At 50.7% G+C, this 13,169-nt stretch carries 10 protein-coding genes; all 10 read right to left on the reverse strand.

Going from position 1 to position 13,169, the window contains the following annotated elements; genetic code table 11:
* Positions 1-58: 58 nt before the first annotated feature.
* The 10 genes from HMPREF9412_RS13085 to HMPREF9412_RS13125 all read right to left on the reverse strand — a co-directional run bounded on the left by HMPREF9412_RS13085 (position 59) and on the right by HMPREF9412_RS13125 (position 13,142).
* Positions 59-2,311 (reverse strand): glycosyl hydrolase family 95 catalytic domain-containing protein, encoded by a 2,253-nt coding sequence (locus HMPREF9412_RS13085; protein WP_009592030.1) that lies wholly within the window; start codon positions 2,309-2,311, stop codon positions 59-61.
* The gene (locus HMPREF9412_RS13090; protein ID WP_009592007.1) at positions 2,304-3,953 is read right to left on the reverse strand and encodes a response regulator; all 1,650 of its coding nucleotides are present in this window, start codon (positions 3,951-3,953) and stop codon (positions 2,304-2,306) included. Before HMPREF9412_RS13090 ends, HMPREF9412_RS13085 begins: the two co-directional genes overlap by 8 nt.
* A gap of 10 nt (positions 3,954-3,963) precedes the next feature.
* Positions 3,964-5,727 (reverse strand): sensor histidine kinase, encoded by a 1,764-nt coding sequence (locus HMPREF9412_RS13095; protein WP_009592036.1) that lies wholly within the window; start codon positions 5,725-5,727, stop codon positions 3,964-3,966.
* 60 nt (positions 5,728-5,787) lie between these two features.
* Positions 5,788-6,150: a hypothetical protein gene (locus HMPREF9412_RS32425; RefSeq protein WP_009592058.1), complete on the reverse strand. Its 363-nt coding sequence runs from the start codon at positions 6,148-6,150 to the stop codon at positions 5,788-5,790.
* Positions 6,151-6,178: 28 nt separating this feature from the next.
* On the reverse strand, positions 6,179-7,201 hold the full coding sequence (locus HMPREF9412_RS13100) for an ABC transporter substrate-binding protein (RefSeq protein ID WP_009592029.1): 1,023 nt from the start codon (positions 7,199-7,201) through the stop codon (positions 6,179-6,181).
* Between the two features lie 194 nt (positions 7,202-7,395).
* On the reverse strand, positions 7,396-8,214 hold the full coding sequence (locus HMPREF9412_RS13105) for an endonuclease/exonuclease/phosphatase family protein (protein ID WP_009592011.1): 819 nt from the start codon (positions 8,212-8,214) through the stop codon (positions 7,396-7,398).
* Positions 8,215-8,427: 213 nt separating this feature from the next.
* Positions 8,428-9,420: a helveticin J family class III bacteriocin gene (locus tag HMPREF9412_RS13110; protein ID WP_009592032.1), complete on the reverse strand. Its 993-nt coding sequence runs from the start codon at positions 9,418-9,420 to the stop codon at positions 8,428-8,430.
* 203 nt (positions 9,421-9,623) lie between these two features.
* On the reverse strand, positions 9,624-10,028 hold the full coding sequence (locus HMPREF9412_RS13115; protein ID WP_009592048.1) for a YvaD family protein: 405 nt from the start codon (positions 10,026-10,028) through the stop codon (positions 9,624-9,626).
* A 38-nt stretch (positions 10,029-10,066) separates the two neighbouring features.
* Positions 10,067-10,627: a TetR/AcrR family transcriptional regulator gene (locus HMPREF9412_RS13120; protein WP_009592034.1), complete on the reverse strand. Its 561-nt coding sequence runs from the start codon at positions 10,625-10,627 to the stop codon at positions 10,067-10,069.
* Between the two features lie 190 nt (positions 10,628-10,817).
* Positions 10,818-13,142: a glycoside hydrolase family 3 N-terminal domain-containing protein gene (locus tag HMPREF9412_RS13125; protein WP_009592009.1), complete on the reverse strand. Its 2,325-nt coding sequence runs from the start codon at positions 13,140-13,142 to the stop codon at positions 10,818-10,820.
* Positions 13,143-13,169 lie beyond the last annotated feature (27 nt).

The following is a 13,169-nucleotide window of genomic DNA, read 5'->3' on the forward strand; positions in this document are numbered from 1 at the left end:
GATGGGTTAAGGCTGCTCTTCGGACGGGATCTGTAGTTAGCTTTCGGCATTTATACGGTTAACGGGGAATTCCATAGAGCCTCCATGGCTTGCGGCTGCCGAACATATTGCATTTCCCCTTCTCTGCAGGGATGGGCGAGATCTTGAAAGGCGAAGATCCGCTCCAATGATCGCAGTATATATAAGCTTCTTCTCCCGCCTGCATAACCAGATGGATCGATCCGTCCGCCTGGATCGGACATACTGTGGACATGCCCCCGATCTCCAATACCAAGCCGGCATCCGGTGATGAAACCATATCCGATACGATTCGGCACGATCCACCCGCAAGACTGCAAATATGTATCCAAGCGGTACGCCCCTCCTCCCGAACAGCACTCACAAGAAAGCCGCCTTCCGATCGCAGCTGATGAAATACCGCCTCCGGCCACTCCTTTGGAACAGCAGGGAAAACGCAGATTCGCTCCCCTCTGCTCTGGAGCAGCATATCATGGATCGACTCCGCCCCCGCGAGCGGCGTTTCGATGACCGGTCCCGCCTCTTTATACATGGTGTTCGGCTTGATGAGATGCATTAAGCTTCTTAAATACGCCAGTGCTTCATCGCCTAGTCCGAGTATGGCCGCAATCGAGGCTGCTCCGGTGAAGCTGAATCCGCGCAAATCTCCTTCGAGTCCGATCCAATGGCGGAGCGATCGAAGAATAAGCTCCCTCTCCTCTTCGGTATCGCCTACGAGACGCAGCGGAAATGCTGCCAGCAGATGGCTGAAATGCCGGTGTCCAAAATCCAAGCGCTGATTCTCGCCGATCATATAACCGGAACTATCGACCGGAAAGGGTACCAATCGGTCCTGGACCTCCCGCCAGCGATCATGCAGCGAATCGTGAATGCCGAGCTTATCCGTGATGCGGATTAAGGTTTCACATCCCCAGCGCAGCAGGGCTAAATCATAATGGGCATCGGCACTCTTCAACTGCTTGAAGGAGCCGTATTCAGGCGAAACCGTCGGTGGTAAATGAAGTCGGCCGTCCTGCCCTTCCTCAAGTAGATGCAAATATAAACACACACTGCGCCGCAGGAGTGGATAGACCACGTCTTGCAGCATATTGTCGTCCATGGCATAACGGCAGTGCCGCCAGCAGTTATGCATGACCCACGTTAAATTCCCCACCTCATCCGTGACCGGACTGTGCAGGTCATAGCTGGAGCTCCGGCCGAGTCCTGCCGAATCCTTACGGTAGGCTTCGGGAACGTTTCGGATCAGCTGCTCCTGATGCTCCTGCAATGAGCGAATCAGCGACATGCCGAGATGGAGACGATTCGCCGTATAGATCGGGGAATAACTCATCTGAACATTCATATTGAACCATAACCCCGGCCATGGCGTGGAAGTGAGCCACGGACCTTGATTATCGATAGGGAGTGAGTCCGCACGGGTCGCAGAAGCCAGCTTATACATCTGTATCCAGTAAAAGCTCTCCAGCTGCGTATCTGGTATGGATATAAAACTCTCCGGGTAATAATGATGCCACCATTGGCGATGGGCATGCAGCCAGGCTTCCCAACCGATGGTTGAGAGGGGGACAGCCCGAAGCACTTGAACCGCTTGATCGGAAGCGGTATTATCCACCCCTTTCATGACGGTTAAGATACAGGCTTGCCTGTTCCAGTTCCCCAACTTTCGTTCGGTCGGATCAGGGCGGCAAGTAAGCCAAGCTGTAGTGCAGCCTTCCCCGCTGCCATATTCCTGGACGCCGATCGATATCTCGCCGGATTTCAAATGCTGAACAGTGGTTTCGGGAATATACTGGTTGAGATTAATCCCGTCCGCATTCTTCAATACGGGGTCAACCTCCGGGTAAGCGTACCACTTCAGCTTCGCATCGTGCTCCCCTTCGTCTGCGTCCAGCTCCACAAGAAGCACCGGAGCCGTTGCATGAATCAGCGCGCGAATCCTGACCTCCCCTTTGGTTGTCGGTATAACCGCTCTAAGCTCAGCATTCCATAAATCCAATCGGATTTCGCAGGGCTGATAAATCCAGCCCTCCAGCTCCAAAGCGAGCTCGCCAATGGGCACGCGCACCGGAAAATCCCGATTACCCGGGCGTGATGCGGTGATATCCGACCGTCCAAGCACAAAGCGCAGCACGTTCCGTTTATCCCGGTGTTCCTCGCTATATATCATCGCGCCCAGCATGCCGTTTCCAAGAAACGCCCCTTCATCCCAGCTGATCGGACGCGTCGACCATAACATGTCGTGCCTGGACATAAACACCGGCCAATCAATGGCTTCCTCCATGCGGCTATTCACGAACTCCCTCCTTTTGCAATGGAAAGTTGTTGTCTAGGTGCGCCTGCTTAAACTCCGATGGCGTCATCTGCGTATACTTTTTGAAAACGTCGCTAAAATATCGGCGCTCCGCATAACCAAGAGACTCTGCAATTTCCTGAATCGGCCGATCCTCCAAGAGCAGCCGCTTAGCCTCCTCGATCCGTATTTGGGTAACATAATGACTAAATGCCATCCCCGTCACTTTCTTGAATAAGCCGGCAAAATAGCTGGGGCTCAGGTGAACCGCCTTCGCGCAAGCACTAAGGCTGATGTCCCGATCCAAATTGGATTTTACATATTGAATGGCTTCCTGAATGATTTTCACGGCCGCGGAACGGCTTTGATTCTCGATGTGTTCACAGCCCAGCGTTACGATGTGATGCAGCACCCTTCTCATGTCCGCCAAGGATCTCTCGGAGCTCACCCTTCCTTCTCGAACGATCGAGCTCAAATCGGCCAATTCATTCAACGGTACCTTCTCTTGTATCGCCCTAAGCATCATATATGCCAGCTCATAATATAGGCTGATGAAATATTCCGGTTTGGGAAGCGGTGACCTGTCCTTAAACTCGTCGAGGATGTGATCGAGCGTCGTTATGGCTTGACTGACGTTACCGGATTGTATTGCGTACACCATCTCCTGTTCTGCACTTCGAATGCTGCGCGGCAAGGACATTTCCGTGTTAGCCACCTCTTCATAAGAGATCACCGCATTGCCGCCGGTATAAAAATGATACGACAGTGCATGCAAAGCTTGATCATACGATGCAAACAAGTCGTGGATATACGAGACGATTCTGCCAATTCCTATGGATACCGTTAAAGATGTATATACGCTCACATGGTGACAGCACGCCTCCGCTATTGCTGCCGCTGAATCTGATAACGGCGCATTCAACACCGCAACCAGACGGTTTGCCGAGTCCCGGAATACCAGCCCCCTAGTATATAAAGCGATGGTCTCTTCCGTAATATTTTTCAACGCGAACCTGGCAAGCTCGAGTTCGTTCATCGGCGAATTCCGATACTTTTCGTCAAAACCGTCGATTTCAAGAATCATAACGAGCAGATGCCTGGGCTCCAAATCAGGCTTAACATATTCCCACCGTTGCTTCGCTTCCTGCTCATTCACCTTATGATGCAGCAGCCATGCAAACAATTCCTGACGCAGAAACGGCATACTTTCTTGAACCCGCTGCTCCAAATCGGCGATATGATGCTCTTGGTTTCGCAGCGCCTCGATCTCTTCTTTGGCCTTTACAACAATCTCCTCAATATGGGCCAGCGAAAAGGGCTTGGTAATAAAGTTGAACGCTCCAAGCTGAACGGCTTGCTTCGCATATTCGAAATCGCTGAAACCCGTCATCAAGATGACCTTACTGCGAGGCAGCAATTCTTTGACGCGCCGGGTCAATTCCAAACCGTCGAGCTTCGGCATTCGAATGTCGGTCACGATGATATCCGGTTTGCTTGATGTGATCAGGTTCAATCCGTCTTCTCCATTTATGGCCGTTCCGCATACTGTGATCCCATGACGTTCCCAGCTGATATGCTTGGATATGCCGTCGACCACGCTCTGAATATCGTCAATGAAGCATATCGTTGTCGATATAACGCTCATCGTCCTTAAGTCAACTCCCTTCGGGAAGTGGTAAACGGGGGATGATGATCGAGACCCGAGTACATAGGTTAGGTTCGCTTTCCATATGCAAGCCAGCCGTGCTTCCATACTGAAGTTGTAATCGCAATCGAACATTATGCAGCGCATAACCCGATGAAGCAATGGCTGCCGGGTGTCGAAGCTCTGAATCGGCTGCGCTATTTTCACTAAATCCCAATCCGTTATCCTCCACGATGAAGGATAGGTGGGTATCATCCTGTTTTACTTGGATTCGAATAATTCCGCCTTCATTGCGATCATTAAAGCCATGCAGGATGGAGTTTTCAACCAGCGGCTGCAGCATGATTTTTAGGATCGGCTGCTGCATATCGACCAGGGGATCGACCTCGATGGAATAGGTAAACAGCGTTTCATAACATTTCTGCTGAATTTTTAAATACTCCTCAACGTGGAGTAACTCGTGCTCAATTGAAGTCATCTCCTTGCCTCGATTGAGGCCGAGCTGGAACAGCTGTGACAGGGACAGCACCATTTCCTGAACATCCTCCAATTGATTCAGCTGGCTTTTCCAATAAACCGTGTTTAGCGTGTTATATAGAAAGTGGGGATCAATTTGAGCCTGCAGGGCTTTCATCTCGGACTGACGTTTATCCGTCTCTGCCTGCTTCACGACGTCAAACATGTGATTAAGCTCTTCCAGCATCCGGTTAAAGCGATAACCGACCTGCGTGATCTCGTCATTGTATTCGCTTTCATAACGGACGTTAAGATCGTTCATCTCCACCCGTTTCATTAATGTTTGCAGATGGCTTAACGGTCTTACGAGCAACCGTGTCAGCATATTCGCAAAAGCAAAAGATACAAGCAAACAGCCCGTGATCACCCCGAGAATCGTCAATTTAATGCTATCCATCTGCTTCATCAATTCAGCTTTAGGCAGAAAGCTGAATAGCGTCCACTCCTTCACTCCACCCAGCCTAGTAAAGTTAACCAGGTATTCATCGCCTTGATCCGAATATTCGAAGCTTCCCTGCTCATCTGTTAAAGCAGCCATATACTTAGGATCCTGCTTCAACTTATCCGTTATGACGGAATCTTCGATTAAGACATCGCTCCCATCGGATGAGGCCAGGAGAAGGAAAGGCTTACGATTGGTGTCCTCCGAAACGATGAATGATCGAATCGAGTCGATTTTGACATTCGCTACAACATAACTATCATCGATGTAATGGGATGGGATGCCCTCCATTACAAAGGAAATGACCTTCTCCCTGCTGGCAAAGAAAAGATCCTCATGACCGGCCACCCATAACTTGCGCCGCTCGCTTTTGATATACGTATAGAGCGCCGAATCATAAAACGAATGGGAGAAGTTACGCTGCTGACTCGTCTGGTAATAGTCTCCCTCACGCGTTGCGATAAGAATGGAATCGATAAGAGGTTCAGTGAGCTTGGTCTGTACAAAAGTCGATTGCAGCCCGGACAGATGCGTATAGTAATTCTCCGAGTCCGAATAGCTGCTGTCCAACCCTAGCGCTCTTCGGTAAGCCGTGTTGACCATCATCGAGTAAACCGCTTGCGTGATATGATTCAGCTTCTCATCCAATACCTTGGAAGTTTTATCGATCGTATCCTGACTAAGCTGATAAGCGTTGTCCTTCACGACTTCTTCGGCGATGACGTAGCTAAGCGCGCCTGCGGTGGTGACTGCAAAAATAACGATTAGCATGAACGCGATCCAAATTCGGCGTCTGAACGATAGTCGGTAGAGCATAAATCAACATCCTCCGTCTCTATATTTCGTTGTGGCAGCAGTTGTTCTTTTTGAATAAGATCAATCATTTGCCATAAGACGATCCTGAGGATGCAGCGGATCAAACTCCGGGATGGCTTGCATATTCACTCTGCCGGCAGCCCGTTCCTGATCCAATGCGGCATTGTAACGCGCGTTCAAATCTTCAACCAATCGATCAAGATCTCCGCCGATCATGATGTACTTTACGAATTCGTCCTCCCACTCCATTCCTTTGGGTTTGAATCCTTGAGGCGACGCAGGCCATATCCCGTCATAATCGCCTGGAATAAAGCCGTCGAAGCCCTCGATGTCAGGCCTCTTGGCTTTCTTGGCTATCGATTCGACGGATAGAATGCCAAGTCCGGCTTCCTGGTACCCGATCAGGACTTCATCGCTGTACATATAGCTGAGAAACTTCCATGCTTCCTCCTTATGCTGCGATTGACTGCTTGATCGATAGCCATCTCGTCGCTCCGACTCCCTGATTGATCACTCCTTTATAGGTTCCGTCAATCGACGGGGGAAGTGCCGCTTCCCATTTGATCTTTGCCGGGAATTGAAATTTATAAATGCCGGGTTCCGAAGAATAGGACAGATACATCCCGATCTTACCGTCGGCAAACTGCGCCCGGAGCGGATCGATATCCAGGGATTCAGCTCCCGGCAGCGTGCTGCCATTCTCCATCATGGCCCGGAATGCGCCAATAATCGGTTTTAAGCCTGAAAAGTCATAGACACCTGTTGAAAAGTCATAACCATCGCCGCTGATACCGCTTATTTCAGCTATCGGAACGGCGGAGCGACCAAGGGCGCTGGCCGGAATTTTATAGGGCAGCGCAAACCCGTAAATGCCGTCTGCTTTTCCAATCTCGGTGATTCTCCTTGCAGCCTCCACTAACTCGTCAAGAGATTTCGGAGGAGAGTTGATGCCGGCCCGCGCAAACAGCTCAACATTATAAATAAGCCGTAAGGTGGATCCGCTGTTAGGAAGGCTGTATATCCACTGATCGAATACGTTATATCCTTCGATAAAGGCCTGCTTCCCGAACCTGCTTCTGATTACGGGCGTTATATACTCGTTCAATGGTTCCACATAGCCTTTACGGGTCATTTCAGCGAGATCGATCGGGGTGAAGATGTCGGGAGATTGTTCGCTGGCAAAAGACAAATCCAATGATTGGGCAAAATCATCCGCCATCACGGTCATCTCAACCTCAATGTTATCGGGATTCTCTTGGTTATAGCGATGAATCACCTCTTTGATATAGTTCGCATCATGCCGCCCCGTCGACCAGAATTTAAGCTTTGTCTTTGCACCTGTAACGGCCATTTTCGATGCTGCCGAGTGCGAAAATATGCCGTCCGTGCCCTGCCCGCTGCTGCTCTGCATGCAGCCTGTTACAGCCATGCTTAAGCAAGTCAATACAACCAGCGGTAATCTCCAAGTAATCATGCACACTCCCTCCCTGTGCTTGTATCGTAGCATAACCTATTTTATCGATATAGACAGGACGGTAAAAAAACTGTAAAGGGATGAAAATCGATTTATCTCCTAAATGCAAAGAGGCTTCCACCAAGCAATTGCTTGGTGGAAGCCCCCGGTCATGCTGAGATCCAATTAGAACTTATTCTCCCCGATGCTAGTTCCTATCGCTTGAATACCACATCGGCTGCAATCGGCAGGTGATCCGATGCTTCGGTTTGGATCACGCGTTGATTGGCATGCCGGACGTTAGGGGAAGTCAAAATATAATCGATCGTTGCCGACGGATTGATTACAGGGAACGTATAAGCATCGTCTATCCCCTCAAAGCTGTTTACGAACAAACCGCTGTCTAACAGTAATCGAAACTCTGAACTGTCCGGTTCCGCATTTAAATCCCCCAGGAGAAGCGCAGGTCCCTGAGAGCCAGAAGCAAGGTCAATGATTTCCTGAGCCTGTGCCATTCTGCTGGTGACATCCAGCCCGAGATGCGTGTTGTATACATCCACATGGATCCCCTTCAGATTAACGACGGCATGAAGAACGCCGCGCTGCTCCTTCCCGAAGCTGCTTAACCATGTATTCTCGGATCGGAGTATCGGATACTTGCTCACGATGGCGGTCCCATATTGACGGTTGTTCGTCTGTCCTTCCCCCGGTTCCAAATCAAGATTCGCGCCGTAAGCGTAATGATAGCCGAGCAAACCGGCCAATTCCTTCGCTTGGTCTCTAAAATCGCTTCGTTCCCCGTAATTCCGGTCCACTTCTTGAAGGCCGACAATTTCAGCGCCGGAATCGCGGATCACATCCGCAATTCTTTGCAGGCTCAGCTGACCATCGATTCCTACCCCATGATGGATATTGTAAGACATCACGGTGGTGCCTACTTCCTTGCCTTGTCCTTTTCCCTCTGCCATGACGCCCGTTGCAAACAGAGGAATGATGAACAAGCAAGCGATCAGCGATTTGAAGCTTTTTTTCATGAACGAATCTCCTTCCATTAGTCAGAATAATGTTGTAAGAACCAAATTGATTATATACGGGTTTTATTTTCGCCAGATCAAGCCACGAGCTGCTCCTTTAAAATGGTTAAAAAGAAACAGACTAGACACCCTTAATATGGTCCAGCCTGTGACCTGCGACTTACATTCGCATGGTTGATCGCAACTATTCAATGAGTCAAAACCGCCTGGGCGTCAATTAAAAATGCTATCCGGAACGTAATATACCTTCTGCGTATTCTGCTTATTGACCGGATCCGTAACGATCGTAAAATAAACGTTGCCGTTCTTGGTCTGGACTCCCTCGATTTCATGGTTACCTACATTCGTGATTTTCACGAGGGTTTTGAAAGTCCCGGTATTCGACATCATGGCAATCTGCGGAGTTTCGCCTTCGGCTCCGCCTGACGTATAGATTTTCGTTTGGCCGAGCATATCCGCCCCCTGGAAAGATCCATTCGGTCTGACGATGCCGCTGCCCGATTGCGTGAAGCTGCCAACCGCTGCGTTCACCGCGGCTGCGCTGTCCATCCGCACCTGTTCATTGCTGTCGAGCAGCTTATTGAGCGCAACCGTGTCATAAATGGACCAGGTCACGGTCCCTTCCTTCGTCTGAACGCGGAACACCGTATGCGTGCTGTTGCCGCCGCCATCAACCCGGTAGGTCTCGCCCAGCCTTGCCCCCGTTTTATTGGCGTAATTCATATAGGTAAAGCGATGCAGATCCGTATAATCGACCGTCTTGCCCGCCGAATATTGCAGTCTCGCTACCTGGAGCGACCAGTAATAATCGGTTGAAGGGTCTGCTTTGGAACTGAAATAGAAATAATTGACGCCATTGTACGTATACATATCCAGCGTTTGACAGTGTCCCGTATTGGTGACGGTCATTTTATCTACAAAAGTAGCGTCCTTGCCGTTAATGAGCAATCTTGAAAGATAGCAGGTTCCCTTGGAACGCTGCGTGACATACAGATATTTATCCGCGATGTAGGCTTTCTGAACAGCCACGTTGTGTTGAAGTCCCTTCAAATTGTAGGCAAGCGTTGCCGAAGCGTTGACGGTTTTCTCTGGGGTTGCCGCGAACGCGGGCAAACCGGACATACAAAAGATAAGCATTGCAAGGATAAAGGACGTGAGTAATTTAAATTGCCTTTTCTTAAGGCTCAGCCTTTGAAAGTCAAACATCAATCCACCTCCATGAAATGATAGAATTCCGTGAGTTCCTCGGCGCCCCCTTTCCTTGGTAGTGAATGCACACTTTGAGTTTACCATTTCCCCCAGGGATTTCCTGTGCTTATCATACTTAAAGTTACAGGAATGCATGGTCCTTTAGCCCTTTTTTTTCAAATGGAACGACCAAGAGATCAACAAGAAAAGGAGCATCCGCTTTAAGATTCGGCGAATGCTTCCCTTGTCTCAAGCAGTTTAGGAATGAAAAACAACGGATACAGCAAAAGGTACAGGTTAGGCACCCACCACATGAGATCGAAATCCGACTTGATGATCCAAAAAACGATCGCCTGCAGCCCGGAACAAAACGTCAGGGTAAGCGAAATTAAGGCGAGATTTTTCCATTTCGCATTTCTTCGTTTATGTAAGTACAGACTATACATCCCGGTAACGGATATGAATATGTCCAGCGGAAAGAACGACCAATTCCAAACAACCAACAGCTCATTGGTATAATCCTGATATAAATACTCATTAGGAATTAAGGCCAATGCGGTAATGACCCAATACATAATAAATCCGATATCCGTCACTAAAAACAAACCTTTTAATGTTTTGCTCAAGGCTTACCCTCTCTTCTTCTTCGTGGTCTATCGTTGGCTCAAGCTTCCCTCTTGATGATACCGGCCAAAAGAATCTCTCCCATATCGCGCAGGCCCTCCTGAAGAGTCATGCTGCTCCTGTTTGCCGCCGAGTCCTCCATTAACCGATAAAAGCCCCCTACATACAGATCAATGAATATTTTGGCGTTAAACGGCCGGAGCAAGCCTTGACGAATGCCTTCCTGAAATAATTCGGCGATGCTGCCCCATTGCTCATTTAGAAATTGGTCCAGACGGTTCCATTGGTCAGGATAATAACGCTGCAGCTCCGTGATGAGGTTTAGCTCGATAAACTTAAAATCGGCCGGGATCAGAATTAGACATCGTCTAAGTTTCTCCAATGTACTGAGGCTCGCATTATTCATGATTTCCTTCTCTTTATGCTGAAGCTCATCGATCGCCCCCGCGAGAATTTCGGCAATTAGCTCATCTTTGGACGGGAAAACGCCATACAGGGTTTTCGTGCTCATCCCCAGCTGTTTGGCCAGTTCACCCATCGTAAATCGCAATCCGCTTCTCCGGATTTCCTTGCTTGCCGCCTCGACGATTCGTTCTCTCAATGAAATTCACCTCCCCACCACGGAAAATATAGAAAGAATTCGATTTTCCTTGTTTTCCATACATAATATCCCGATTCCTTCCTTGTGTCAAACGAAAGGCTGATCACAACGAAAAGAGACAGCATGGAATGCTGTCTCCAAAATATCGATAGCTTAGACATGTAGGCAAACCCTTTGAAATACCTTGCGTTCAGGCTTTTACCTTCAACTCAACAACGCCGCTCTCCCAATCCGAGTGGCCGCCTACTACGATGCTGACTCGGCAAGGGACGACATCGTAATCCATGTTGCGGTTCCAGATAGCCAGTTCCTCGAAGCCGAGCTGGAACGTAACGGTGGTGCTGTCCCCGGGCTCCAGCATGACCTTCTTGAATCCCTTCAATTCTCGAAGTCGGCGTGTAATCCCTGATTGATCGGCTTGTATGTAAAGCTGTACGACTTCGTCCCCCTTCAGCTTACCGCTGTTCTTCACCTCCACGCACACCTCGACGCGACTTCCGGAGCGAAGATGGTCAAGCGTCACGTCATTCTGGGAGATGGCCGGCGATCCATATTCAAACGAGCTGTAACTCAAGCCGAATCCGAACGGATATAACGGTTTGGACGGCATATCGACATAGGGACGAGGACGCCCTGCGTTTTTCTGATTATAATAAACCGGCAATTGACCTACGGAGCGCGGAATCGAGACGGGCAGCTTTCCGCTCGGGTTCACTTGGCCAAACAGGATTTCTCCGATGGCACGGCCTCCTTCGCTGCCGGGATACCAAGCGCACAGCAAGGCATCGCTAAGCTCGGCCACCTCGCCGACGGCGAGCGGACGTCCCTGAATGAGCACGGTGATCACCGGTTTGCCGATCGCGTGAATTTCCCGAACCAGCTGCTCCTGTATCCCGCCTAAGCGAAGTTCGGCTAGATCGACTCCTTCCCCGCAGTCCATTTCCGTCGGATCCCCCTCCGCTACGATCGCTGCGCCGTTATTATCAAACGTGCCCCCGAATTGACGAGCACTGCTGCCGCCAAGCACGAGCACGACCGCGTCCGCGGAACGGGCCGCTTCGATTGCTTCAGGCAAGCCCTGGGTGGACATGCCTCGAACGCTGCACCCAGGGGCGAAGACAATGTCCGTGCCTTCGGGAGCGACCATCCGAATGCCTTGAAGCGCCGTGACTCCACTGCCCTCGCGCTGAACGCTAGTGTAGTCCCCGAGCTGGTTGTAGAGACGGTCCGCATTAGGACCGATGACCGCCAGCCGTTTGATACTTCCTTGATTCAATGGCAGTACGCTTTTGTCGTTTTTAAGAAGCACAACTGCTTCTCTTGCGACGGAAACATTCAACTCTCTGGCGGCTGCATTATTCACGGTCGAAGCAGCCAAGCTCTCCTCAACGTACGGCTGCTCGAACAGACCCAATCGGAATTTCAGGCCAAGCACTCGTGCAACCGCGCGGTCGATGCTCTCCATATCGGCCTTCCCTTGTTTCACCGCTTGTTCAAGCGTCGTGAACGACTTGTCCCATAGGCTTAGATCGACCCCGGATGAGAGTGCAAGCGCCGCTGCCGACTCATAGTCTCCCGTAATGGACACCAAACGGTCGATGGCCGTTCCATCCGCCATGACAATCCCATCAAATCCCCATTCATCTCTCAGAATGCCGGTTAACAGCTTATCATTGGCATGGCATGGAATGCCGTCGAGTTCATTATAGGCCGCCATAACGCCAGCCGCTCCTGCCTTGATCCCCGCCTCTGCGGCAGGCAGGTGAATTTCCCGCAGCTCCCGCTCGCCTGCGGGAACCGGGCCTGCGTTCCGTCCGCCCTGCCCTGCTCCTTGTGCGCATAGATGCTTGAGCACGGCAGCTGCCTTATCGTGACTCTTCCATTCTTCCGGGTTTCTTCCCTGCATGCCAAACACAACCGCCTCTGTCATTCGCGCAGCCAGGTAAGGATCTTCTCCGTAACATTCCTCGGAGCGTCCCCACCGCGGATCCTGCAGGATGTCCAGTACCGAGACCAAACCTAAATGCGCGCCTCGGCTGCGGATCTCGGAGGCCACATGGGAATAGGCGCTTTCAATTAATTCGGGATTCCAGGTGGAACCGATGGCCGTATTGACGGGCAGAAGCGTTCCGTCAAGCGCTTGATGGCCGTGGGGACATTCCTCCGAGAGCAGGACGGGAATGCCGAGCCGGCTGTGTTCGATCACGTAACGCTGGATGGCATTCGCTACCTTCGCGTTGTCCTGCGTAGGAATCCCGTTCTCATAGGTCACCCCGGACCAAGGGTCCGCCCGGAACAGACCGTACAGCGCCCCCATGCCGGCCCCCCACTCCACATGCTCCTTGAATAAGTCGGTCAGTTCAAACTCCGTTTTGCTCCCTTCGCTTCGCCGATATGCCATCCAGCCGTACAAGTGCTGGTTCAGCTGCCCGACCTTCTCCCGCAGCGTCATTCTGGACAACAAATCCTCTACGCGCTCGTCTACGGGGAGCGCAGCATTCCGATATTTCTCCATATTCCCCATACTCCTTCCATCCTGGTC

It is taken from the genome of Paenibacillus sp. HGF5 (assembly GCF_000204455.1).
In the GTDB taxonomy this organism is placed as follows: Bacteria; Bacillota; Bacilli; order Paenibacillales; family Paenibacillaceae; genus Paenibacillus_AQ; species Paenibacillus_AQ lautus_A.

Bases quoted from the DNA above. Each gene is read 5' to 3' on its own strand.
- HMPREF9412_RS13090 (WP_009592007.1), bottom strand. From the start codon at position 3,953: ATGAGCGTTATATCGACAACGATATGCTTCATTGACGATATTCAGAGC.
- HMPREF9412_RS13095 (WP_009592036.1), bottom strand. From the start codon at position 5,727: ATGCTCTACCGACTATCGTTCAGACGCCGAATTTGGATCGCGTTCATG.
- HMPREF9412_RS32425 (WP_009592058.1), bottom strand. From the start codon at position 6,150: ATGTACAGCGATGAAGTCCTGATCGGGTACCAGGAAGCCGGACTTGGC.
- HMPREF9412_RS13100 (WP_009592029.1), bottom strand. From the start codon at position 7,201: ATGATTACTTGGAGATTACCGCTGGTTGTATTGACTTGCTTAAGCATG.
- HMPREF9412_RS13105 (WP_009592011.1), bottom strand. From the start codon at position 8,214: ATGAAAAAAAGCTTCAAATCGCTGATCGCTTGCTTGTTCATCATTCCT.
- HMPREF9412_RS13110 (WP_009592032.1), bottom strand. From the start codon at position 9,420: ATGTTTGACTTTCAAAGGCTGAGCCTTAAGAAAAGGCAATTTAAATTA.
- HMPREF9412_RS13125 (WP_009592009.1), bottom strand. From the start codon at position 13,142: ATGGAGAAATATCGGAATGCTGCGCTCCCCGTAGACGAGCGCGTAGAG.